Raw genomic sequence first — 23,747 nt, 5'->3', positions numbered from 1 at the left:
ATGGTAAAATAGTTGTGAATAAGGAGGGGTGGCTATGGCACTTACATTTTACTGGTATCCAAACTGTGGTACATGTAAAAAAGCAAAGAAATGGTTCGATGAGCATAACGTCGACTATAACAGCATACATATTGTGGAAGAAACACCTTCCAAAGAAATGTTAGAAACATTAATAAATCAGAGTGAACTTCCTGCTAAGAAATTTTTTAATACGAGTGGAAAAAAGTATCGAGAATTGAATATTAAAGAGAAAATACAGGATGCTACTACGGAAGAGATGGCTGCGTTATTAGCAAGTGATGGGATGCTCATTAAACGACCAATTGTAACAGATGGAAATAAAGTAACGGTCGGATTTAGAGAGGAAGACTTTCAGAAGTATTGGTCAACTAAATAAAGCTAAAATACTAGCATAATACAAGCTTAGCTTGTATAGTTAATTTACAATCAAATACGGAGGGATATTAATGAGCTTACCAAACGATCTATTATATTCACAAGAACATGAATGGGTAAAAAAAGAAGGTAATACTGTGCGTATTGGAATTACAGATTTTGCACAGGATGAGCTAGGAGATATCGTGTTTGTCGAACTACCAGAAGTAGGAGAAGAGATAAAAGCTGATGAACCATTTGGTAGTGTTGAATCTGTAAAAACAGTTTCTGAGTTATATGCTCCTGTTAGTGGTAAAATTGTTGAAGTAAATAGCGAGCTTGAAGATAGTCCTGAATCAGTAAATGAATCTCCATACGAAAATGCCTGGATGATTGTATTAGAACTTTCGGATGAATCTGAGCTTGAAAAATTACTTTCACCAGAAGCATATAAAAATCTTATTGAGCAAGACTAACAAATATCATGAAAGCTGGCTTTAACCTTTTCAGGATTAAAGTCAGCTTTATTTGCAGATGAGAATGTATAGCTATGCTAAAAACGGGCAATCTCTTCCTTCGGCCGCCTATTTTCTAACCACTGAGGGGGATCTATCATGAAACATCTTAATGATCGAGTGATAATAGTTGAAGGATTAACAGATAAAAAACAACTAGAGAAGGTTATTGACGATCAAGTTACCATTATTTGTACTAATGGAACGTTCGATGTGGAGCGTTTTGATGAATTGCTAGAGTCCTATCAATTGGATGAAAAAGACGTTTATATTTTAGTGGACGAGGATCATTCTGGAATGAAGCTCCGTAAACAGCTTGCATTAGAGCTTCCTCATGCTGAACACATTTATGTGAGTAGTGAATATCGTGAGGTAGCAGCAACTCCGGAACGTATTTTAGCAATGCTGCTACTTGGGAAGCAAATTGCTGTTAACCCTCTCTATTTAGTTTAGCTTACAAGTAGGTGATTTTTTGCAAGAAGTTACAACGGATACATTACAAGAGCGAGAATATTTAATCTATATATACACACCATTTTGTGGCACTTGTCAGGTGGCTAAGACAATGCTTGATAAGATAGAATCGGTACATAAACAGGATATTTTTTATAGGATGAATGCATCCCTGTATCCTGATTTTATGCGAGATAATAAGATTGAAAGTGTCCCGTGTCTCCTCATCAAAAAGGAGAATAAAGTTCAGGAGAAGGTATATGCATTTCACTCGATACCAAATATTTATCGTTATCTATTTAACTATCAACCTGAATTGTTTAACGAAAAATAATAAATAATTTATAGAATGGTATTGACACAAAAAGTGCACGATGCTATAGTTAGTTTTATCAAAAATCGAATAATGATTAACTCTTATCCAGAGCGGTGGAGGGAAAGGCCCTATGATACCGCGGCAACCTTCAAACTTTTAGTTTGAAAAAGGTGCCAAGTCCTACAAAGCATTTTGCTTTGAAAGATGAGAGAACGTGAAGATATAATTTATTACGTCTTTCTGTTCTCTTACAGAAAGGCGTTTTTTTATTGGTTTTTGTACACATTATAGGTAGAGGAGGGATGTTTGTGATATCGATAGAAGGACTTTCGAAAGTATTTCGGCTTAAGCAAAAAAATATTACTGCTGTAGATGACATGAGCTTAACCATACATGATGGCGATATATTTGGGGTAATTGGTTATAGTGGAGCTGGAAAGAGTACATTTATTAGGCTATTGAATCGGTTAGAAGAACCGACGAATGGTAAAATAACGATCCATGGCGAAGAGATAACAGCCATGAGTAAAAAAAAACTTCGAATTGCTAGGCAAGATATAGGAATGATTTTCCAGCATTTTAATTTACTTTGGTCTAGGACGGTAAGTGAAAATATTGCTTTTCCACTTGAAATCGCAGGCGTACCGATGGAAGAAAGAAAGAAACGGGTTAGTGAATTAGTTGATTTAGTTGGGTTAAAAGGAAGAGAGAATGCTTATCCTGCCCAGCTTAGCGGAGGTCAGAAGCAACGAGTTGGTATTGCGAGGGCTTTGGCGAATAATCCGAAGGTACTATTGTGTGACGAAGCAACCTCTGCTCTAGACCCAGAAACCACGGATTCCATATTAGATTTACTCGTCGATATCAACGAACGATTAGGCTTGACTATTATTCTCATTACACATGAAATGCATGTAATTCGAAAAATTTGTAATCGTGTTGCGGTTATGGAGAACGGAAAAGTTGTCGAGCAAGGTGAAGTATTAGATGTTTTCTTAAAACCGAATAAGCCTGTTACGAGAAAATTCGTTGAGCAAGTAATGGGAGATCCTGATGGTGATCATAATCAGTTATTAGAGGTTTATTCAAGTGGTCTGGTAGTTCGATTACATTTTGTTGGTGAGTCTGCAAACCAAGCACTAATCAGTAAGATTTCTAGGGAGTTTCAAATAGAAGTCAATATCTTACAAGGAAAGATTACACAAACCAAGCTTGGAGCTTATGGTACGTTGATTGTTCAAATCAACGGTGAGCCTAATGAAATAAACAATACCATTGGCTTTATTAAAGAAGAAACCTCAGTTGAAGTGGAGGTTTTGACACATGCTTAAGGAATTATTTCCAAATGTCGTTTTGGAGGATTTAATCGTAGCAACTGGAGAAACGTTCTATATGACGTTATTGGCTCTGGTAGGAACTGTGATTTTTGGTGTATTACTAGGACTATTACTATACCTAACTTCAAATGGTGGTCTTTGGCAAAACAAAGGAGTAAATCTTATTGTTGCTTCCGTAGTAAATATTTTTAGAGCAATACCGTTTATCGTATTAATTCTGTTATTAATTCCATTCACCAAGATGCTAATTGGTACAATTAGAGGTCCGAATGCTGCCTTACCAGCATTGATTATAGGTTCAGCACCTTTTTATGCGAGGTTAGTAGAGATAGGTTTACGTGAAGTAAATAAAGGTGTAATTGAAGCAGCGCAATCCATGGGGGCAAAAACAAAAACAATTATTTTTAAAGTTTTGTTGCCGGAATCGATGCCGGCCCTTGTCTCCGGAATAACCGTCACAGCCATTGCTTTAATAGGATATACAGCTGTTGCAGGAGTTATCGGGGCAGGTGGACTAGGGGATTTTGCTTATTTCCATGGTTTTATGCGTCGTGATTTTGATGTCGTATTTGTTTGTACCGTACTAATTGTGATTATTGTTTTTATATTCCAATTTATTGGTGATTTCATAACGAATAAGATGGATAAAAGATAATAAAGAAAGAGGTAAGTGTCCATTTGCAATTCCAAATGATTGAACGCTTTATAGCTAGACACAAAAACTAAAAAAAGGGAGATATTATTCATGAAGAAATTATTATTTGTATTATCTATATTGTTTGTAGGTTTATTGGCCGCTTGTGGTGATGAAGAGGAAGTAATAAAAATTGGTGCAACAAGTACGCCCCATGCAGAAATTTTAGAAGAAGCTAAGCCAATTCTTGAAGAAGAAGGTATAAAAATTGAAATTGAAGAGTATTCCGATTATAGCTTACCAAATCTTGACTTAAATGAAGGTACTATCGACGCAAATTATTTCCAACATATTCCATTTTTTGAAGATGAAACAACTGATCCTGACAAAGCATATGATTTAGTTAACTTAGGTGGTATTCATGTAGAACCAATGGGGATTTATTCAAAAGGTATTACTAGTGTTGATGAAATTCCAGAGGGTACTGAAGTAATTATTAGCCGAAATGTTCCAGATCATCTTCGTATCTTATCATTGTTTGAAGCAGAAGGATTAATTACCTTAGCTGATGATATTGATGAAACCAATATCACAGAAGATGTTATTGTTGATAATCCATTAAACCTTAAATTTCTATTTGGTGAAGTTAGCCCAGAATTTTTAATTGAAGCTTATAATTCTGAAGAAAATACACTTGTTGCAATCAATACCAATTACGCAATTGAGGGTGGCTTATCCCCTCTTGAGGATGCTTTATTTATCGAAGGTGCAGAGTCTAATTATGTAAACATTATTGCTGCACGTTCAGAGGATAAAGATAATGAGGAATTAAAGAAAATTGTAGAAGTACTTCAATCAGAGGAAATTCAAAACTTTATCAAGGAGAATTATGATGGAGCAGTTGTGCCTGTAGGTGGTAATAACTAAAGCAAGTAGAAAAACCAGTAAATGTATCCACGTTTACTGGTTTTTTTAGATTAGAGAACATGAAAGAAATTATTTACATATTTGTACGCTTAGCAATTCAAACATTTTTCAAGTACGATCGAATTCCAGCATTCTCTTCTGCCACTTCAAGGCCTGTTCTTCTTTCCCTACTTTTTCGTAAATCTCGATTAAACATTCATAAAGTTCAATGTCTGGTATTACTTGAATAGCTTTTTTTAATTGATGAATAGCAACCATATCTTGATTTAGTCTTTTATAATGAAGAACATTCCACAGTATAAGATCAATTAAATCTTCTTCTATTTGAGTACATAATTCTAAGAACCAGTCGGTGGCATGGGATTCTTCAAAAAGCCGCTTTGGAAGCGAAAGAATGATTTGATCAATAAGATTCTGCCGTTTTTGAGGGGTAAATTCATGCTGTGCTTCTTGAATTTGTTCGATCAAGGTAGTCGCATCACATTTAATTTCTCCTTGAAGATAGACATGTGAGCCGTTTACCACTAAAAATGAGTAGTTACTTTCAGGAATGGTTAATAGTTTCCGTAGATGGGATAGATATACACGTAAATTTCCCTTGGCTTGTTGTATTGGTAGTTCTGGCCATAGTGCCTCACAAATATGCTCCCTCGTTGTAGATCGATTTATTAAAAGGAAAAACAATAATTGTTTTGCAAATCTTTTGTTCCAACCATTTCCACTTGGTTTACCTTGAATGCTTACATGAAAATGTTCTAGCATTTTTACTTGTAACTGCTTGTGAGCTTGCAGCTGATGCAGCCATTCGTTTTGAATTTGGCTTACATATGCTAGCATTGATTCATCTACTTCACGGATGAAGGTATCCGTTACAGCAGGTGAATCATGTTGCTCTGTGACAAAGTCATTGACAATTTGGGCTATCAGTTTTGGTTGATCCAGCACGATAAGACTAGAGGCATTTGGAATTACTAAATGCTGACATTTTCTCAAATGAACAGTATGTAGTTTCAGATAGTGAAAAGGAAATAAAACCTCCTTTGCACCAGATAGTATAAGGATAGGGCAGGACACATGTTTAATTTGCGTAATCGGATCAGCGCTAACAGTAAGATCCATCACTTTAGCGTATAAATTAAACTCAATCCCTTTTGCATACATCTTTAGTTTTTCAAGCTCCGGATGTCCCTTAGGCAAAGTTGATGCCATTGCTTCTAAATAATCAAAGGGGATTTCCTGTTTACCTCCAGATAATTCCTTTCGATGGGTTCGTATACTTTGAATCATATGAGGAGGGTGACAAGGCATTGACATTAATGTTATTGATTTTATTTTGCTTGTAAATTGTGAAGCATAGCCTATGCTAATTAATGCCCCCATCTGCCAACCAACAAGGTGTACAGATTGAAGTTCTAGCTCCTCTATCAGTTCGTGTAAATCTTCAATAAAGCGCATGATAGTTAGGTTTTTAATTGACATATCATTTTCGCTTTTCCCATACCCTCTTAAGTCGTACCGAAGAATAGAACCTTTATAATCTAAATGTTTGAGTAGTGTATCAAAGACACGTAAATCAACTGCATTTGAATGAATGAGAATAAGTGTTTCATTTATTTTGGATGTTGATTGAGACTCTTGAAACTGATAATGTACGTTTCTATTATCTACACTAATAAAAGGCATATGTCCCCTCCTTTGCAAGCTAATTTATACAGTTTAATAAGTATAATAGACTTTTCTTATCTATGAGAGTGCTAATGTCCAATCTGGTGTTATGTTCGTGTAACGCTCCCTTTGATATACTAACTCGGCTTGAAGAATTATGGTGAATTAAGTCGATTTCAACCATTAGTATAAAGTAAAAGGTACATTTTGGGTATCGGAAAGGATAAAGAATGAAAAGAAATATAGCACTTTTTCTTATAATCATATTAATCATGTCGTTTATAGAGTCTATTTTCCCAAGTGAAGTGATAGCGGAGGAAGATATATATGAAATCATATTATCCGATAGAAGCTTAAACTTTAGTATAGATGCTGAGAAAGTAGGTATTGACGAAGCATATAATTGGGGTTATAGCCCAGACACAATGTATAGTGCTGTGGGTTATTCCTATTGGATTAGTTCTGGAAATAAAGTGTATCAAGAACCTTTATTTCATTTCTCTTTAGAGAATATTGACCAAAGTCGAGAAATCGAGTCCATAACATTAGAAGTTCAAAAAGCACCATATACTGTAGAAAATTCTCCTTACTTAGACGTTTGGGGGCTTGAAAATTACATTATTTCTGATGCGTTTAAGCGAGATAAAAGCGTGAAAATCGCAGACCAGATTCCTATTACTAACGCCACTAACACGTTATCTTTTGATGTTACATCATTCATTCTGTCTCAGCTTCCACACCAGAAAGCTGCTTTTGTTTTTGGAGGACCGACTGAATCTATAGACCCAGACAATCCTACAGAAAATCGGAATTTTGTATTATTTAATTATAAAAATACAGGCAAAGAACCCAAGCTGATTGTAAAATATAAGCCAGACCCTCGTCCAAGTGGAAAGATAACAATTCTAGGCAATGGTTATACGAATTCAAAGAATGTGAACTTGCAGATTGATGCAAGTTCCTTGGATGGTGGACCAATTGAAATGAGACTTGGAAATAATAAAGACAGTTGGGTGACTGGCTGGATTCCTTATAACGCAACAATGGATTGGATGATACCCGAATATGATGGAAATAAAACCGTGTATTTGCAACTCCGCAACCAGCATGGTGTTAAGCCAACTATCTATGAAGCAAATATCATTTTGGACACAGTGATGCCAACAGGAAATCTTGTCATCAATAACGGAGATTCCGATACCAAGAATCCTACTGTTGCCTTACTAATTGAGGGCGATGATACTAATTTAGCAGAAATGCAGATTTCGAATAAGAAAAATGAATGGCCAAATGAGTGGTTGCCGTTCTCAAATAACATTAATTGGACAGTAGCAGCACCGACTATTGAAGAAGAAAAGACAGTTTATATCCGTTTAAAGGATAAGGCGGGAAACATTAGTGACACCTTTTCTGACAGTATAGATTTAGTGCTTTATCCGCTTATAGATGGGGTCATAGATGGAGGGGTTTATAATACAGATATAACAACAATAGTCGCACCAAGGGTTAAAGCAATCAATATGAATGGGATACCTATAATGCTTAGAGGATATCGCGATACGGAGCCTTATCAGTTGAAGTTTGTACAAACAGGAAAAATTACACTTGAGATAATAACCTTACGTGATGAGAAGTCCTTTCTTACATTTTTGATTGATAAGGATGCGCCTGTGGGAACTATTAACATAAATGGAGGAGACAGCTATTCAAATAGTACAACAGTCTTATTACATGTAACGGCACAGGATACTGGTGGTTCGGACCATGTTCAGATGCGCTTTAGTAATGACTATCAAACATGGAGTGATTGGGAGGATTTTGTAGAATCGAAATCGTGGAATTTGACTGAGGAGGGAAATAATCAAAAGACAGTTTATATGCAACTTCGTGATCTTGCTGGAAATATTAGTGATTATGAGCAAACAATTACTTATAAGTCGCTACCTGCACCAAAAGATCATCTGATTTCTGGGTGGATTGAGCAGCCTTATTATTTTCAAAAACAAGATTTTCATTATATAAATGAAGATAACACTGAGATTGATGCTATAAAAATTGAAAGTCTACCAGAATATGGTTTACTTATTTTTAAAGGAGAGGAAGTGACGGTGAACCAGTCCATTCCTTTTGCAGATATAGATGAACTGATGTTTATGCCACCGCATGCTTGGAGTGGCATTACTGATTTTAAGTGGAAAGCAAGTAATGGCTGTGAATATTCAAATGAAATAGGTAATGTCAAATTCGAAATAGATATGGATCCAGAAGAGCCAATTATTATCCGGAATCCTTCTAGGGAATGGACAAATGGTCCAGTGGAATTAGAAATAGAGGATGGGAAAACTGGTCTAAGTGGTCTAGATAAAACACAGTATCGAATAGGAGAAAAAGGAAAATGGCAAAATTACGACTCTCCTATTACCATAGAAGAATCTGGCGTGCATAATATTTATGCACGTACAATAGATAATGCAGGAAACGTAGGAGAAGAGTCACACTCCGTGGTGAAAATAGACAAAACCAAACCAACAATACCGAAGATTAGTTTGTCGGATAATCTATGGACAACCACTGGGGTAACTGTGATGATAGAAGATGGTATCACAGGTCCTAGTGGAATAGCTGAAACTCAGTTTAAGATAGGAGAAAATGGCACTTGGCGAATCTATCATACCCCTATAACTATAGAAAAGAGTGGCATGCAAACAATTTATGCACGTACTTTAGATGTTGCCGGAAATGTTGGAGAAGAAACCCAGGTTGTAGTAAAAATAGATAATATAACTCCGTCCGCACCAACAATAACTTTGTCAGGTCGAGATTGGACGAACCAACCGGTGGAAGTGAAAATAATGGCAGGAAATCCAGGGCCAAGTGGTGTTGCTAAGACGGAATATCGTATAGGTGAAAAAGGTACTTGGAAAACGTATCAGTTTCCAATCAAGTTAGAAGCTACTGGAGAGTACACCATCTATGCGAGAACAGTGGATCGTACGGGGAATCTTGGGAATGAAGCGCAAGCGAACTTTCGAATAGAGCGTATTTCCCCAACTATATCAATAAATATAATAGATATGTCTGTAAACGAAGATAATGTAGTTGATTATGAAAAAGAAAATGCTGGTTTGGCTGATGTAAATGATAATGAGTCGCTAACAGCTATTCCAATTGTAGAAGATAGAAAAAATAAAGCAATGGAAAATATTGCGCAACCAAGTAAGAAAGATGAAATTGAAAAAGAACAGCCATCTAATACCTCTACACATTTAGAGTGGAAGGTGGTTGTGGGAACCATGCTACTAATTTCCATAGCTACATTATCTATATGGTATAGAATGAGAAGGTAATTAAGTAGCATGAAAATAGAAGCAACCTCTCTTGTCATGGCACTGACTAGAGAGGTTGCTTTTTATGTAGTTTGAGTAAGTAAAAAAACAAATTTGGAGTATTATTAAGTATACGCAAGGAATTCGCTAAATGTTCTAGTGATGATTGGATATATTATCGTATTGACTTTTAATAAAGTCACTTTCGAAAGTAAGGTGAAATATGCGCTTTGTCATAGATGTTGTCTTCGTGTTAAGCTTTGTATTGTTAAATAAATGAAAGGGATGATTCACTATTAATAGTGAGATTAAAATGAATTACACGCCTGAAATGGAAAAGGCAATGCAGAATACCCATCACATGGGGTATGCGGATTACTGTCGTAAGTTAGAAAACCGTATGAAGGTAGAGAAAAGACGTCAGGCAGATCATGATAAGTGTAAGCACATTTTAGCTGAAATTGATAATCAAATTCATAAATGATATGGAATTGCTGGTACTCCATCCTTGGGGTACCAGTTTTGTGGTTTAATACAAATCTAAACCCTGAATTTTCCTATATAAAACGTACATAGTTGTACAATCTAAAAGAGTTGATTATAAATTCGAAATGCTATAAGATTGTAATGAGAATAAATTGAGAATGGATTTAATTCTATTCAACTTTTAAAAAAAACATATTAATATATGGAGGTATCAATATGGCAGGATCTACATTAGAAATTAAGAATCTTCATGTTTCAATTGAAGGTAAAGAAATATTAAAAGGTGTGAACCTAACAATTAAAGGTGGAGAGTTCCACGCAGTTATGGGACCAAACGGTACTGGTAAATCTACACTTGCTTCTGCAATTATGGGACATCCGAAGTATGAAGTTACAGAAGGTAGTGTTTTATTAGATGGCGAAGATGTACTAGAAATGGAAGTTGATGAGCGCGCACGCGCAGGTCTATTTCTTGCAATGCAATACCCAAGTGAAATCAGTGGTGTAACAACTTCTGACTTCTTACGTTCAGCTATCAATGCTCGTCGTGAAGAAGGCGATGAAATTCCATTAATGAAATTTATTAAAGGCTTAGACGCAGATCTAGACTTTTTAGAAATTGATCAAAACATGGCGACAAGATATCTAAATGAAGGCTTCTCTGGAGGAGAAAAGAAGCGTAATGAAATTCTTCAGTTGATGCAAATCAAGCCTGATATTGCAATTCTTGATGAAATCGACTCTGGTCTAGATATCGATGCATTAAAAGTCGTATCAAAAGGTATTAACAAAATGCGTAGTGAGAATTTCGGATGCTTGATTATTACACACTATCAACGTCTATTAAATTATATTACTCCTGACCATGTACACGTTATGATGCAAGGTCGTGTTGTTAAATCTGGTGGTCCTGAGTTAGCTCAACGCTTGGAAGCAGAAGGATATGACTGGATTAAAGAAGAGTTAGGTATTGAAGACGAAACAGTAGGGCAAAACGCTTAAACGTTAGGAGGGGTAATATGACTGTTGACACAAAGCTACCTTATGATAGAAATTATATCGAACAGTTTTCCAATGAGCGTAATGAACCACAATGGATGAAAGAATTACGTCTTAACGCATTGGAACAAGCTGAATCACTAGAATTACCAAAACCAGATAAAACAAAGATCGGTAAATGGAATTTTACTCGTTTCAAGCATGTAGCTACAGGAGAAACTATATCTTCATTATCAGATTTACCAAAAGAGATTCAAGACTTCTTTGATGTAGAGAATCTACCTGAGAATCTTGTAATTCAACGTAATCAAACTGTAGCTTTTGCAAAGTTAAACCAAGAATTGGTTGACAAAGGTGTTATTTTTACTGATATTTTCACAGCACTAAAAGAGCATGAAGAATTGGTAAAACGTTATTACATGAAGGATGCTGTATCTGTTGATGAACATAAACTAACAGCACTTCATGCTGCATTAATGAACGGTGGAGTATTTGTTTATGTTCCAAAGAACGTACAAATCCAAGAACCTCTTCAAGCTGTATTTTGGCAAGAAGACCCGGAAGTAGCACTAGTTAATCATGTGTTAGTTGTAGCAGATGAAAACAGTGAACTTACTTACGTGGAAAACTATATCTCTAATAATGTTGAGGATTCTACAGTAGCAAATATTGTTACGGAAGTAATTGCTCAGGACAATGCAAAAATTTCCTTTGGTGCGGTAGATAACTTTGCTGCTGGTACAACGACATATGTGAATCGTCGTGGAGTTGGATACAGAGATGCAACAATTGATTGGGCATTAGGCCAAATGAATGATGGTAATACGGTATCTGAAAACGTGACACATTTAGTCGGTGATGGCGGAGTTTCAAATGCTAATGCTGTAACAGTTGGGCGTGGTAAGCAGATCCAAAACTTTACTGCAAAGATTGTACAATTTGGTAAGAACACAGATGGACAAATTTTACAACGTGGCGTTATGAAGGAAGGTGCATCTTCCATCTTTAATGCTGTTGGAAAAATTGAACATGGTGCCTCTGGTGCAAATAGTGAACAAACTTCTCGTGTTCTGATGTTAAGTGAAAAGTCTCGTGGTGATGCGAACCCTATTCTATTAATTGAAGAAGATGATGTTACAGCAGGTCACGCTGCATCGGTTGGACGTGTTGATCCTATGCAACTTTATTATTTAATGAGTCGCGGGATTACGAAAGAAGAAGCGGAACGTTTAATCATTCATGGATTCCTTGATCCAGTAGTAAGAGAATTACCAATTGCTGCTGTTCAAAAACAATTGAAACAAGTAATTGAAAGGAAAGTTGACTAATGGATGTGAAAGCCATTAGGCAAATGTTTCCGATTCTTGATCAGGAAGTAAATGGGCATCCATTAGTTTATCTGGATTCATCAGCAACATCTCAAAAACCAATTTCGGTTATTGAAGCTGTTGAAAACTATTACCGTTTTGATAATGCTAACGTCCATCGTGGAGTTCATACATTAGGTTCACGCGCAACTGATCAATATGAAGGTGCACGTGAGAAGGTTCGTCGATTTATTAATGCTAGAAGTACAGGTGAGGTTATTTTTACTCGAGGTACTTCCACGTCAATTAACACGGTTGCTTATAGTTACGCACGTGCTAATCTTGAGCCTGGAGATGAAATTCTGATTACGCCAATGGAGCATCATAGTAATATCATTCCATGGCAGCAAGCAGTAAAAGCTACTGGTGCAACATTAAAATATGTTCCTTTACAAGATGACGGTACTGTAGCAATAGAAGATATTCAAAATCTTGTTACCGATAATACGAAGGTTGTTGCGATTGCGCATGTTTCCAATGTATTGGGAACAATAAACCCAATTAAAGAAATTGCTAAAATAGCACATGCGAAAGGTGCTGTTCTAGTTGTGGATGGTGCCCAAGGTGCCCCACACATGAAGGTTGATGTTCAAGATTTAGACTGTGACTTTTATGCTTTTTCAGGTCATAAAATGTGTGCGCCAACTGGAATTGGAGTTCTTTATGGAAAAAGAGAATTACTAGAGAACATGGAGCCAGTAGAATTTGGAGGAGAAATGATTGATTTTGTTTCCCTACAAGAATCTACTTGGAAAGAGCTTCCTTGGAAATTTGAAGGTGGTACGCCAATTATTGGCGGTGCGATTGGTCTGGCAGCTGCTATTGACTTCTTAGAAGATATCGGAATGGATGCTATTCTAGAACATGAACAAAAGCTAGCAGATTATGTTATGGATCGTTTACAAACAGTCGATGGGATTAAAGTATACGGACCAGAGCATAGAGCGGCTCTTGTAACCTTTAATTTAGGAGATGTTCATCCACATGATGTTGCGACCGCATTAGATTCATACGGTATTGCTGTTCGAGCTGGTCACCACTGTGCACAACCATTAATGAAATGGTTGAATGTTACAGCAACAGCCAGAGCAAGTTTTTACCTATATAATACAGAAGAAGATGTGGAAAAATTAATTGACGGACTCTTGAAAACGAAGGAGTTTTTCGGTCATGTCTTTTAACAACTTGGAAACACTTTACAGACAAGTTATTATGGATCACTATAAAAATCCCCGTAATCATGGTGCTATTCAAGGAGATGCCTTAACGGTGGATATGAATAACCCAACATGTGGTGATCGAATTCAACTTCAGCTACAAATTGAAGATGGAGTTGTCAAAGACGCCAAGTTTGAAGGGGAAGGTTGTTCTATTAGTATGTCATCTGCATCGATGATGACTCAGGCAATAAAGGGACAAAAGGTTGCAGATGCACTCCAAATGTCAAAAATCTTTTCGGATTTGATGCTTGGGGAGGAAATTGATACGGAATTAGATTTAGGAGATGCTGAAGCACTAAGTGGTGTTTCACAGTTTCCAGCTAGAATAAAATGTGCAACCCTTGCATGGAAGGCTATGGAAAAGGGAGTTAACGATAAGTAATCGTGTAACGTTTGTACCAGTACTAAAAGGAGGGTTTATGAATGGCTAAGAAAGCGCCTGAAATAGAAGAGTATAAATATGGCTTTCGTGATAAAGACGTTTCTATTTTCCGTACAGAACGTGGTTTAACACGAAGAGTCGTTGAAGAAATTTCTAAAATGAAAGAAGAACCGCAATGGATGTTAGATTACCGTCTTAAAGCATTGGAGCATTTCTATGAGCGTCCAATGCCACAATGGGGTGGAGATCTAACCGGCCTTGATTTTGATGAAATTGTTTACTATGTTAAGCCTTCTGAAAAACAAGGAAGAACTTGGGATGAAGTACCAGATGAAATCAAACAAACATTTGATAAATTAGGTATCCCTGAAGCAGAACAAAAGTACCTTGCTGGGGTTTCTGCTCAATATGAATCTGAGGTTGTATACCACAGCTTAAAAGAAGATTTAGAGGAGCAAGGTATTGTATTTAAAGATACGGATACGGCACTAAAAGAAAATGAAGAATTATTCAAAGAGTATTTTGGAACAGTTATTCCATACTCTGACAATAAATTCTCTGCTCTAAACTCTGCAGTTTGGTCTGGTGGATCATTTATCTATGTTCCAAAAGGTGTAAAAACGAATACGCCACTTCAAGCATACTTCCGTATTAATTCTGAGAATATGGGGCAGTTTGAGAGAACATTAATTATTGTTGATGAAGGTGCATCTGTTCACTATGTTGAAGGATGTACAGCGCCAGTTTACACAACAAACTCACTTCATAGTGCGGTAGTTGAAATCATCGTTAAGAAAGATGCCTATTGCCGTTATACAACAATTCAAAACTGGGCGAACAATGTATATAACCTCGTTACGAAGCGTGCAGTGTGTGACGCGAATGCGACGATGGAATGGATTGATGGAAATATCGGCTCGAAATTAACCATGAAATATCCTGCTATTCTTCTTAAAGGTGAAGGTGCTCGTGGTAATACAATCTCGATCGCAATTGCTGGTAAAGGCCAAGTACAGGATGCTGGAGCAAAAATGCATCACTTAGCACCAAATACCTCTTCAACAATTGTTTCGAAATCGTTCTCTAAGCAGGGCGGTAATGTAACCTATCGTGGATTGGTTCACTTTGGACGTAAAGCAGATGGAGCACGTGCTAACATCGAATGTGATACGTTAATCTTAGATAATGAATCAAAATCAGATACAATTCCTTATAATGAGATTTTAAATGACAATATCTCATTAGAGCACGAAGCAAAGGTGTCTAAAGTATCTGAAGAACAGTTATTCTACCTGATGAGTAGAGGTTTGACGGAAGAAGAGGCAACAGAAATGATCGTAATGGGCTTCATTGAGCCATTTACAAAAGAACTGCCAATGGAATATGCTGTTGAAATGAACCGTCTGATTAAGTTCGAGATGGAAGGTTCTATCGGATAATAGGAAACTTATTGAAAAATGATATAGAGACAAAGATTCCGGCAAGGGTTCTTATCTCTAGAATCTCTAGGAAGGAGGCGAACGTTTGCAGTTCGTCTCCTTCTTTTTTTGATAAAGAATAGGTTGTTGTTAATCTGTCAATATCTCCAGATTTATTATTTCGTATAGTTGTTACCTTCTCGCAAAAGCTATAAAAAAGCAGATTAAGATGGAGGGCTAATAATGAAGAAAAAGTGGACGTTACCAGTCTTAATTATATTTCTTATCATGCTAAATCCATTTGAAGCAGAGGCGCATGTAAAGTGGTTTACAGAAGTTGAGCCACATAAAGAGTCAATTGAAAATATCCTCTCGCCATTATTTTTGTCAGTGGCATTAATTTCTGCGATTATTTTGGCAATTCTACCGCAATTCCTTCCAAAGCTAATGGAAATTCCGGTAGCTAATAAAATCGATGAAAAGCTAGACCAATACAGAAAATTTTCAAGGTATATCTTAAAGTATGGCACGGCACTAGCCTTAATCATTCAGTTTTTTTCTCAAACACTATTTGCTCCAGAATTCGAACTGGAAGAATCATGGGAAACTATTTTGGTATGGATTACCATCATCTGTTTATTAATTCCAATTCACTACGCAACAAAAGTAGGGGCATTGTTAATGTTAATCCTTTTTGTGAATGTCCTATCTGATGTGGGAATCTTCCACATGCTTGATTATGGGTTTTATGTAGCCATAATATTTGTATTGTTTATCGGGAAAACAAAATTAGAAAATTGGGGATTTCCATTTCTTTATTTAGGAACAGGGCTTTCGCTCTGTTGGGTAGCTGTTGAGAAGTGGGTGTACCCATCTATGAGTATCGATATCATTCAGAATCATGGTGTTCCTACATTTGGATTCGCACCAGAGGCATTTATCGTACTAGCAGCATTTATTGAATTTGTCGTAGGATACTTATTAGTTGTGGGAGTCTTAAATAGGATATTAGCCTTTGTGTTGACTCTAATATTTATTTCGACTACGATGCTGTTTGGTTATACAGAGATTATCGGACATTTCATGATTCATATTGTCTTAATAATTTTTATTATTGAGGGGGTTTCATTTTATAATCCGCCTATTCGGATCCATAAAACAATTGTTGATCAGGTTGTCTTTGTATTCTTAAACTTTATTTTTGTTCTTGCAACGTTTATCTTAATATATTATCGATTTGCTTAGGTTTCATGTGAAAATTTATGGCTTATCATCAGTGGAATGTTCACTGGAAAGGGAATTCTAAACTAGACTGGCTGGTTTAGAATTCTTTTTTACAAGAAAAGTTTTCCATCATGAATATTCCTGGAGTATCGATTGATATGAATGAAAATTAACAAAGCAGTTGGTAGGAATCTTAATGAAACAATGGTAAAATTATCTTAATAAACATTACATAGAAAGACTTGAGGTTATTTTACGTGGTATTTATAATTTGTATGATTATTGGTATCGGTACTGCTTTTCTTGGTAGCTTAGTTGGACTTGGTGGGGGAGTTATTTTAATACCAAGTTTGTTAATGTTGCATCAATATTTGCCAGGCTTTTCCTGGGCAACACCTCAAGCTATAGTGGGCATTTCCTTAATCACGATGATATTTACTTCATTATCTTCAACCATCACTTACTATAAAAAAGGAAGAGTAGATTATAAAACAGGCTTATTATTTCTTACAGGAAGTATACCTGGTGGTGTTATTGGATCATGGCTAAACCAGTTTATTGCAACAGAGCAATTCTTACTATACTTTGGAATACTTGTCATTCTGATTTCCGTTTTGTTTTTCTTAAAACGAAAGCCTCAGAAGGCAGATGAATTCAAAAAGAAAAATAGTAGGCAGTTCCAAATCGGAGAAACGACTTATGAATATTCCGTATCAGTCCCTTTAGCTTGTTCACTTTCACTTTTAGTTGGTGTGCTATCTGGACTATTCGGTATAGGTGGCGGATCCATTATGGTACCTGCAATGATATTATTATTTGGTTTTCCAGTTCATATTGCAACGGCTACGTCTATGTTCATGATATTTTTTGTCAGTATAATCGGTGCGACGACACATATTGTATTGGGGCATATCGTTTGGGAATATGTTGCATTCTTTATTCCTGGAGCATGGATTGGAGGAAAGTTAGGAGCAATGGTTAGTCAAGTGTTGAAGGGAAATACACTTGAATGGATATTGCGATTTACATTAATTCTGATTGGCTTACGCATGATTATGAATGGGTTGGCATAGGGAGTTATTTGAATGAAGGAAAAAATATATTTTTACTATACGAATGACTTACACAGTAATTTTTCACAATGGCCACGTGTAGCTAAGTATATAAATGATGTAAAAGAAAAAAGAAATACAACGAATGAGTCTTGTTGGGTTGTCGATATAGGGGATCATATGGACCGTGTTCATCCTATTTCGGAAGCTTTTATGGGGAAGGAAAATGTAGCCCTGCTAAATGAAGTAGGCTACGATTTTGTGACGCTAGGTAATAACGAAGGAATTACGTTAGCACATGATGATTTGTTTCACTTATATGATAAGGCTGAGTTTCAAGTTGTATGTGCCAATCTTCATAGTAAAGACGATATTCTTCCAGACTGGCTGAATCCACGTGTGCAAATTAAGTCTTTCCAAGGGATTAACATAGGAATTATTGGATTAACTGCTCCGTTTAATGATTATTATGAATTGCTAGGATGGGAAGTATCTGACCCATATGTCGTTTTGGAAAAATACATTTCTGAGTTGAAGAAATCCACAGATATTATTGTGATTTTATCTCATTTAGGAATAAGTGAGGACCAAGAAATTGCAAGACGATTTGATGATGTAGATGTCATTATCGGCGGGCATACACATCACCTATTACGCACTGGTGAAGAAGTGAATCAAACGATTATTACAGCTGCAGGTAAACATTGCTATCATATTGGTGAGGTTATTCTTACATGGGACCATGAGGAAAAGAAATTAATGAAGAAAGAAGCCTATACAATCGATATTACGGAGTATGCTGAAGATACTCAAATAGCTGAGAAGCTAGTTGCCTTACAAACAGAAGCAGACCAAATTCTAGCGAAACGAGTTATTACAATTGATGAATCTATTTCTATTGATTGGTATACAAACTCTACTATTATGCAGCATTTAACGGACTATATCCTAGCGAACACAGCAGCTGATTGTGCAATGTTTAACGCTGGATTGCTGTTAGATAATTTTCCTACAGGAGATATTACATATGGTGATATTCACCGGGCATGCCCACATCCAATTAATCCATGTATTGTTGAATTAACCGGAGCAGAGCTAATGGAAGTTATACGGGCAACCTATACAAAAGAATTTATTGATTTAGAGTTAAAGGGGTTTGGCTTTCGGGGGAAAATTCTTGGGAAAATGGTTTTCTCAGGCCTAGATGTCATAACTGATTATCATCCAAATGGACAGGAATATGTTCTACATGTCTATTTTGATGATAAACCGCTTGTTGTTGATCAAGTATACAAAGTGGTAACGGCAGATACCTTTACCTTTGGGCGCATACTTCCTGAGGTAGCAAAATCAACCTATAAATCATATGTATTACCCAAATTCATTCGCGATTTCTTAGCGGAAACCTTGCAAGTGCACTACGGGAAAAGGTTTCAGCAATAAAACGCAGTTAACGTGACACCAATCCTCCTTATTGCATAGACATATAGTGTACATTGCGAAGGAGGCATAACGCTTTATGATAACCATAAACCCCCTTGAAGTAGAGGGTATTGTTTTTACGGCGGTTCGAGTTGAGCTACCAAAAACAAATTTACTAATGATTTCTAATGAAATAGGCTATATCATGTGTGGAGCACTTGATGTTGACTTACTCAATGAGAAATTAAAGGATCGACATGTAATTGCGGGAAGAGCGGTAGGTGTGCGGACGATCGATGATTTATTAGATGCACCGCTTGAGAAGATTACAGACGCTTCAAAACAGTATGGTTGGCAGGAAGGTATGATTGGAAGAGATGCCTTGAAAAGAATATCTTAAACAAAATGTCTCCTTTTCAGGAGGCATTTTTTTAGACACTGTTTTAAAGCTACTTCGAAACTATGAATAGCTTTTTTTGTTTGAATTTGATACTATTTTTTTAGATTAGTTGTCGAAAATTGCCGTTTTCATGAAGGCTGGGGTTAGGAGAACATAATGAGATTAGTTAGTACAGCATCTATTCAATCGGGAGCTACACTTGGTCAAACAATCTACCGAGACAACGGAACTGTCTTACTTCAACGCGGGATGAAGTTAACAGATAGACTAGTAAAGCGACTAGAAAATCAAGGAATTACTTATGTATACATAGAGGATGAGTTAACAAAAGATATTGTTGTGCAGCCGGCTATTTCAGAAAGATTGCGGCAAGATGCAACCACTTCTATGAAGAAGCTTTTTACCGATGTTCAAAAAAGTAATTTATTATCCAATTCGTTTATTCTGGATAAGGAAGAAAAAAGCTTAATGGATATTATCCAACGAATTATGGATGAAATTAATAACCATCAAGAATCAATCACATTACTAGGGGATATTTATTTAACGGATGATTATATTTTTCAGCATTCGTTAAATGTTACCATTTATGCCCTTGCCATTGGTACGGAATTAAAATTGAATGCAAAAGAATTATCTGAACTGGGGAAAGGTGCGATACTTCACGATATCGGCAAGATATTTATTAGTCAGGATATTCTACAGAAGCCTGATAGGCTTTTGGATGATGAATATGAAACAATGAAGACGCATACGACACTAGGATATGAGCTATTACGAAAGAATCATAGTTATTCATCAGTTGTTGCTCATTGTGCCTATCAGCATCATGAACGATTAAATGGTACAGGGTATCCTAGAGGATTGGTTGGTGAATCTATTCATCTTTTCGCTCAAATAATTGGTGTGGCAGATGTTTTTGATGCTGTTACGAGTAATCGTGTTTATCGAAAGGCGATGCTTCCTCATGAAGGCTTAGAACTATTATATAGTGCAGCTGTCGACCAATTTGATAGCCGAATTATCAACGCATTTAAGAATAGTGTTGCGGTTTATCCAAATGGTATGACAGTTGAATTAAATGATAATAGGTATGGTGTTGTCTTAAAACAAAATAAGCATTTATGTGATAGACCTATTGTGCGAATTATTCAAGATGAATATGGTATAGATGTTACGCCTTACACGATAGATTTATCAAAGGAACTGAATATTACTATTACAAAATGTAATTTAAGTTGATATTCCTGATTTCTAAATTCTAACCCCCTCAAAACAAGCATAGATTGTTTTGAGGGGGTTTTTGCTATGAGACGTCGAATGGGCTTTAAAGGAAGAAGAACACCGCCTCCATCAAGGCATGTTTTATTAATTTCGTTTGTCTTATGCATTGTCATTACATATTTTAGTTTGCAATTTATTGATAAGGAAATAACACCAACATTAATGGAAGTTGCCGAAACGAAGACGGATGAATTTGCGACAAGAGGGATTAATGCAGCTGTGAAATTTGCTGAGGAATATACGTTTGAAGATATTGCAATTACAGAGAAAAATGATGCTGGCTATATTTCAATCGTTGGCTGGGACGCGTCAGTGGTAAACAAAATTAATCGTGCAGCAACTGATCGTGTGGAAGAATTTTTCCACAGTATGAATCGTGGAACTACTCCTCAATATAGTGATCCACTTGGAGAGCCAGAAGCATATGGCGATACAGTTGAAGAGCTTGTGGATCGAGATCCGACTGTTATCGAAATTCCAATTGGCCAGGCTACGGGAAATTCTGTACTAGCTAACTTAGGACCAAGGGTTCCAGTTAATCTTGAGCTTGTTGGAAGTGTAAAAACCGAGTTAGTGGAGGAAATATCCTCATATGGTATTAATAATGTATATGTTTCCCTCTATGTGGAAGTACAGGCGGATGTCCAAATCGTTGTACCGTTTGTAACAGACGAAACAACGGTAAGTACGAAAATATTAATTGACAAATCTCTAGTAATGGGTGAAATTCCTGAATTCTATGGTGGTGGAGGAGAGGGACCTTCCATAGCAGTCCCAGGAGATGACTTGCCAAACAATTAAAATTCTAGTATAGTAATTAACGTAATTAAATAAGAGACCTTATCAGATCGGTGAGGTAGAGGCGCAAACAAGATTAGTAGTCAATAGGAGAATGACAACGATGATTATTGATGAAAGGCTTGATTGCCGAAGCGTAATAAGGGTCAGACTTATTATTGCTGGGTTGTCTTTGAACAAGAGGCAAACTGTCATGCTGAACGTACGCATGGAGAACTACTGATCAATTTGGAGGATAACGTATATCGTAAAACAATGATAGGTTATTTTCTGTCATTGTTTTTTTGCGTAGAAAAAGGAATTTTCTAAGCGTATCTCCATGTACGAACAGCATAGATTACAAAAAAATATTGGAGGTATACTTTAATGGAAGGAACAATTTATTCAATTATTCCAGCAATTATGATGCTTATTTTAGTTTTATTAACCCGAAAAGTGTTATTGTCACTAGGAATAGGTATCGTTATTGGAGCACTATTTATTCATGATTTCAAAGTTTTAGAAGGTTTAAAAGAAATTTGGGCTGTATTTTTCGGTATCTTTATATCGGAAGGAGCGCTAAATACAGGAGACCTTCAATTAATTGGCTTCCTATTATTATTAGGAATTATGACTGCATTTCTTCAAGCTTCAGGTGGAAGCAGAGCATTTGGAGATTGGATGATTAGTAGAATAAAAACTCGTAGAAGTGCACAATTGATGGCACCAATACTTGGTATTATCATTTTTATTGATGATTATTTTAATGCACTAGCAGTTGGACAAATTGCGCGACCATTAACAGATCGACATAATATTTCCCGTGCGAAGTTGGCATATTTCATTGACTCGACATCTGCCCCTGTAACTGTTATTTCACCAATATCTAGTTGGGGAGCCTATTTGATTGGACTCGTTGGTGGGTTAGTAGTGATGACTGATCTTCAACCACTAGAAGCCTTTGTAAAGATGATCCCATATAATTTATACGCAATCGGTGCGCTGCTTCTAGTGTTCTTAGTGGCAATCTTCAATATTAACATTGGTCCCATGAGAAAGCATGAGACTCATGCAGAGCGTACTGGGGAAGTAATTCCAAGTGATGCTAAGGTTCCAGGTGATTTATCGAGCACATTTAAGCCAAGTGAACGAGGAAAGGTATTTCATTTATTAGTTCCGATTGTTGTATTGTTAATTGCAACAGTGGTATCCATGGTGATTACTGGAGCAAATGCTAGCGGAGATACGGTCACGATTCTATCTATTTTTGAAAACACGAATGTAAACTTTTCGTTATTTGTTGGTGGTATAGCGTCTGTCGTCGTTGCATTTATCATGTATATTGCACAAGGCACAAACCATGCAACATCAGGCCAAGTTTTTGTTGAAGGTATTAAAGCGATGCTTCCAGCAATTTATATTTTGCTATTAGCTTGGATGATTGGTTCAATTATCTCAACTCTTCAAACAGGAGAGTACCTAGCACATCTGGTTGAATCTGCTAATATAAGTTCAAATCTATTACCATTTATCTTCTTTATTTTCTCTGGATTTATGGCATTGGCAACCGGAACATCTTGGGGAACATTTGGTATTATGCTACCAATTGCTGCAGAGGTAATGGCAATTGCTGATGTAACACTTATCATACCATCACTAGCTGCAGTATTGGCAGGTGCAGTGTTTGGAGATCATGTATCGCCAATTTCAGATACAACAGTTCTGTCATCAACTGGTGCTGGATCAAATCATATTGATCACGTTATGACACAGATTCCTTATGCCATAATCGTTGCTATTGCATCTAGTATTGGGTATATTTTGATAGGATTAACGAATCAACTAATCATTGGTTTACTTGTGACACTTGTACTAATTGTCATTATTGCAATTATCTTTTCGGCGTTAACTAAACAAAAATAACTGTTCTATTCAGGCCCTTCAGCTAAATGCTGGCGGGTCTTTTTTTACACACGTAAATTAGAATATTTTACTATATAAAAAATTTTAAAAATACTTTGACACAGTAAAAAAGTACCGTTATAATACAGACAAGTTCAGTAATTTCAGAAAAATTAAATATTAATAAAGTAGCTGGTTTTACTGATTATGTACTTATTACACATTACATAATGTAATAAGAAAAAATAATAGAAGGAGGTCTTTTA

22 protein-coding genes and 2 riboswitches are annotated in these 23,747 nt (G+C 36.3%); of the genes, 21 read left to right on the top strand and 1 reads right to left on the bottom strand.

Annotation, left to right across the window (positions count from 1 at the left end; genetic code table 11):
- Nucleotides 1-34 precede the first annotated feature (34 nt).
- From ABC228_RS14490 to ABC228_RS14460, 7 genes are all read left to right on the top strand, one after another.
- Nucleotides 35-397, top strand: a complete 363-nt coding sequence (locus tag ABC228_RS14490; RefSeq protein ID WP_345825873.1) for an arsenate reductase family protein — start codon at nucleotides 35-37, stop codon at nucleotides 395-397.
- A 70-nt stretch (nucleotides 398-467) separates the two neighbouring features.
- The gene (gene gcvH / locus ABC228_RS14485) at nucleotides 468-851 is read left to right on the top strand and encodes a glycine cleavage system protein GcvH (RefSeq protein WP_345825872.1); all 384 of its coding nucleotides are present in this window, start codon (nucleotides 468-470) and stop codon (nucleotides 849-851) included.
- A gap of 138 nt (nucleotides 852-989) precedes the next feature.
- Nucleotides 990-1,343, top strand: a complete 354-nt coding sequence (locus ABC228_RS14480) for a toprim domain-containing protein (RefSeq protein WP_345825871.1) — start codon at nucleotides 990-992, stop codon at nucleotides 1,341-1,343.
- Between the two features lie 19 nt (nucleotides 1,344-1,362).
- Nucleotides 1,363-1,677 carry a thioredoxin family protein gene (locus ABC228_RS14475; protein ID WP_345825870.1) on the top strand — a complete coding sequence of 105 codons (315 nt, stop codon included), beginning with the start codon at nucleotides 1,363-1,365 and terminating at the stop codon, nucleotides 1,675-1,677.
- A gap of 80 nt (nucleotides 1,678-1,757) precedes the next feature.
- Nucleotides 1,758-1,870: riboswitch (SAM riboswitch) on the top strand.
- A gap of 97 nt (nucleotides 1,871-1,967) precedes the next feature.
- Nucleotides 1,968-2,990 carry a methionine ABC transporter ATP-binding protein gene (locus ABC228_RS14470; protein ID WP_345825869.1) on the top strand — a complete coding sequence of 341 codons (1,023 nt, stop codon included), beginning with the start codon at nucleotides 1,968-1,970 and terminating at the stop codon, nucleotides 2,988-2,990.
- Nucleotides 2,983-3,651, top strand: a complete 669-nt coding sequence (locus ABC228_RS14465) for a methionine ABC transporter permease (protein ID WP_345825868.1) — start codon at nucleotides 2,983-2,985, stop codon at nucleotides 3,649-3,651. Before ABC228_RS14470 ends, ABC228_RS14465 begins: the two co-directional genes overlap by 8 nt.
- A gap of 90 nt (nucleotides 3,652-3,741) precedes the next feature.
- Entirely contained in the window at nucleotides 3,742-4,557 is an 816-nt protein-coding gene (locus ABC228_RS14460) for a MetQ/NlpA family ABC transporter substrate-binding protein (RefSeq protein ID WP_345825867.1), read from the top strand.
- A 108-nt stretch (nucleotides 4,558-4,665) separates the two neighbouring features.
- Here the strand turns inward: ABC228_RS14460 and ABC228_RS14455 are convergent, their stop codons facing one another.
- Nucleotides 4,666-6,240, bottom strand: a complete 1,575-nt coding sequence (locus ABC228_RS14455) for an alpha/beta hydrolase (protein WP_345825866.1) — start codon at nucleotides 6,238-6,240, stop codon at nucleotides 4,666-4,668.
- Nucleotides 6,241-6,452: 212 nt separating this feature from the next.
- On the opposite strand from ABC228_RS14455, the gene ABC228_RS14450 reads away from it, so the two are divergent.
- From ABC228_RS14450 to ABC228_RS14385, 14 genes are all read left to right on the top strand, one after another.
- Nucleotides 6,453-9,569: an OmpL47-type beta-barrel domain-containing protein gene (locus ABC228_RS14450; protein ID WP_345825865.1), complete on the top strand. Its 3,117-nt coding sequence runs from the start codon at nucleotides 6,453-6,455 to the stop codon at nucleotides 9,567-9,569.
- Nucleotides 9,570-9,861: 292 nt separating this feature from the next.
- Entirely contained in the window at nucleotides 9,862-10,032 is a 171-nt protein-coding gene (locus ABC228_RS14445) for a YuzK family famiily protein (protein ID WP_345825864.1), read from the top strand.
- Nucleotides 10,033-10,250: 218 nt separating this feature from the next.
- A complete protein-coding gene (sufC, locus tag ABC228_RS14440; RefSeq protein ID WP_345825863.1) occupies nucleotides 10,251-11,036 on the top strand; it encodes a Fe-S cluster assembly ATPase SufC in 786 nt (261 codons plus the stop codon).
- A 17-nt stretch (nucleotides 11,037-11,053) separates the two neighbouring features.
- Nucleotides 11,054-12,361: a Fe-S cluster assembly protein SufD gene (gene sufD, locus ABC228_RS14435; RefSeq protein WP_345825862.1), complete on the top strand. Its 1,308-nt coding sequence runs from the start codon at nucleotides 11,054-11,056 to the stop codon at nucleotides 12,359-12,361.
- Nucleotides 12,361-13,581 (top strand): cysteine desulfurase, encoded by a 1,221-nt coding sequence (locus tag ABC228_RS14430; RefSeq protein WP_345825861.1) that lies wholly within the window; start codon nucleotides 12,361-12,363, stop codon nucleotides 13,579-13,581. Before sufD ends, ABC228_RS14430 begins: the two co-directional genes overlap by 1 nt.
- Complete coding sequence (gene sufU / locus ABC228_RS14425) at nucleotides 13,571-14,002, top strand: Fe-S cluster assembly sulfur transfer protein SufU (protein WP_345825860.1); 432 nt, start codon at nucleotides 13,571-13,573, stop codon at nucleotides 14,000-14,002. The genes ABC228_RS14430 and sufU overlap by 11 nt, the downstream gene beginning before the upstream one ends.
- A gap of 41 nt (nucleotides 14,003-14,043) precedes the next feature.
- The gene (gene sufB, locus ABC228_RS14420; protein ID WP_345825859.1) at nucleotides 14,044-15,441 is read left to right on the top strand and encodes a Fe-S cluster assembly protein SufB; all 1,398 of its coding nucleotides are present in this window, start codon (nucleotides 14,044-14,046) and stop codon (nucleotides 15,439-15,441) included.
- 222 nt (nucleotides 15,442-15,663) lie between these two features.
- Nucleotides 15,664-16,665 carry a DoxX family membrane protein gene (locus ABC228_RS14415; RefSeq protein WP_345825858.1) on the top strand — a complete coding sequence of 334 codons (1,002 nt, stop codon included), beginning with the start codon at nucleotides 15,664-15,666 and terminating at the stop codon, nucleotides 16,663-16,665.
- A 236-nt stretch (nucleotides 16,666-16,901) separates the two neighbouring features.
- Nucleotides 16,902-17,717 (top strand): sulfite exporter TauE/SafE family protein, encoded by an 816-nt coding sequence (locus ABC228_RS14410; RefSeq protein WP_345825857.1) that lies wholly within the window; start codon nucleotides 16,902-16,904, stop codon nucleotides 17,715-17,717.
- 12 nt (nucleotides 17,718-17,729) lie between these two features.
- Nucleotides 17,730-19,139: a bifunctional metallophosphatase/5'-nucleotidase gene (locus tag ABC228_RS14405; RefSeq protein WP_345825856.1), complete on the top strand. Its 1,410-nt coding sequence runs from the start codon at nucleotides 17,730-17,732 to the stop codon at nucleotides 19,137-19,139.
- A gap of 76 nt (nucleotides 19,140-19,215) precedes the next feature.
- Complete coding sequence (locus ABC228_RS14400; protein WP_345825855.1) at nucleotides 19,216-19,518, top strand: YunC family protein; 303 nt, start codon at nucleotides 19,216-19,218, stop codon at nucleotides 19,516-19,518.
- Nucleotides 19,519-19,674: 156 nt separating this feature from the next.
- Nucleotides 19,675-20,760, top strand: a complete 1,086-nt coding sequence (locus ABC228_RS14395) for an HD domain-containing phosphohydrolase (RefSeq protein ID WP_345825854.1) — start codon at nucleotides 19,675-19,677, stop codon at nucleotides 20,758-20,760.
- A 66-nt stretch (nucleotides 20,761-20,826) separates the two neighbouring features.
- Nucleotides 20,827-21,603 carry a sporulation protein YunB gene (gene yunB / locus ABC228_RS14390; RefSeq protein ID WP_345825853.1) on the top strand — a complete coding sequence of 259 codons (777 nt, stop codon included), beginning with the start codon at nucleotides 20,827-20,829 and terminating at the stop codon, nucleotides 21,601-21,603.
- A 48-nt stretch (nucleotides 21,604-21,651) separates the two neighbouring features.
- A riboswitch (Lysine riboswitch) is annotated at nucleotides 21,652-21,827 on the top strand.
- A 139-nt stretch (nucleotides 21,828-21,966) separates the two neighbouring features.
- On the top strand, nucleotides 21,967-23,502 hold the full coding sequence (locus ABC228_RS14385; protein ID WP_345825852.1) for a Na+/H+ antiporter NhaC family protein: 1,536 nt from the start codon (nucleotides 21,967-21,969) through the stop codon (nucleotides 23,500-23,502).
- The last annotated feature ends 245 nt before the right edge of the window (nucleotides 23,503-23,747 follow it).

The sequence above is a fragment of the Ornithinibacillus xuwenensis genome, assembly GCF_039614845.1.
Classification (GTDB): domain Bacteria; phylum Bacillota; class Bacilli; order Bacillales; family Amphibacillaceae; genus Ornithinibacillus; species Ornithinibacillus xuwenensis.
This window is presented reverse-complemented; position numbering and strand designations above follow the sequence as displayed.

Excerpts from the sequence above, each read along its gene's own strand:
- ABC228_RS14400 (WP_345825855.1), top strand. The coding sequence starts at position 19,216 with ATGATAACCATAAACCCCCTTGAAGTAGAGGGTATTGTTTTTACGGCG.
- ABC228_RS14460 (WP_345825867.1), top strand. The coding sequence starts at position 3,742 with ATGAAGAAATTATTATTTGTATTATCTATATTGTTTGTAGGTTTATTG.
- sufC (WP_345825863.1), top strand. The coding sequence starts at position 10,251 with ATGGCAGGATCTACATTAGAAATTAAGAATCTTCATGTTTCAATTGAA.
- sufD (WP_345825862.1), top strand. The coding sequence starts at position 11,054 with ATGACTGTTGACACAAAGCTACCTTATGATAGAAATTATATCGAACAG.
- ABC228_RS14455 (WP_345825866.1), bottom strand. The coding sequence starts at position 6,240 with ATGCCTTTTATTAGTGTAGATAATAGAAACGTACATTATCAGTTTCAA.
- ABC228_RS14430 (WP_345825861.1), top strand. The coding sequence starts at position 12,361 with ATGGATGTGAAAGCCATTAGGCAAATGTTTCCGATTCTTGATCAGGAA.
- ABC228_RS14480 (WP_345825871.1), top strand. The coding sequence starts at position 990 with ATGAAACATCTTAATGATCGAGTGATAATAGTTGAAGGATTAACAGAT.
- ABC228_RS14385 (WP_345825852.1), top strand. The coding sequence starts at position 21,967 with ATGGAAGGAACAATTTATTCAATTATTCCAGCAATTATGATGCTTATT.
- ABC228_RS14465 (WP_345825868.1), top strand. The coding sequence starts at position 2,983 with ATGCTTAAGGAATTATTTCCAAATGTCGTTTTGGAGGATTTAATCGTA.
- sufU (WP_345825860.1), top strand. The coding sequence starts at position 13,571 with ATGTCTTTTAACAACTTGGAAACACTTTACAGACAAGTTATTATGGAT.
- gcvH (WP_345825872.1), top strand. The coding sequence starts at position 468 with ATGAGCTTACCAAACGATCTATTATATTCACAAGAACATGAATGGGTA.
- ABC228_RS14450 (WP_345825865.1), top strand. The coding sequence starts at position 6,453 with ATGAAAAGAAATATAGCACTTTTTCTTATAATCATATTAATCATGTCG.
- ABC228_RS14405 (WP_345825856.1), top strand. The coding sequence starts at position 17,730 with ATGAAGGAAAAAATATATTTTTACTATACGAATGACTTACACAGTAAT.
- sufB (WP_345825859.1), top strand. The coding sequence starts at position 14,044 with ATGGCTAAGAAAGCGCCTGAAATAGAAGAGTATAAATATGGCTTTCGT.
- yunB (WP_345825853.1), top strand. The coding sequence starts at position 20,827 with ATGAGACGTCGAATGGGCTTTAAAGGAAGAAGAACACCGCCTCCATCA.
- ABC228_RS14445 (WP_345825864.1), top strand. The coding sequence starts at position 9,862 with ATGAATTACACGCCTGAAATGGAAAAGGCAATGCAGAATACCCATCAC.
- ABC228_RS14395 (WP_345825854.1), top strand. The coding sequence starts at position 19,675 with ATGAGATTAGTTAGTACAGCATCTATTCAATCGGGAGCTACACTTGGT.
- ABC228_RS14490 (WP_345825873.1), top strand. The coding sequence starts at position 35 with ATGGCACTTACATTTTACTGGTATCCAAACTGTGGTACATGTAAAAAA.
- ABC228_RS14415 (WP_345825858.1), top strand. The coding sequence starts at position 15,664 with ATGAAGAAAAAGTGGACGTTACCAGTCTTAATTATATTTCTTATCATG.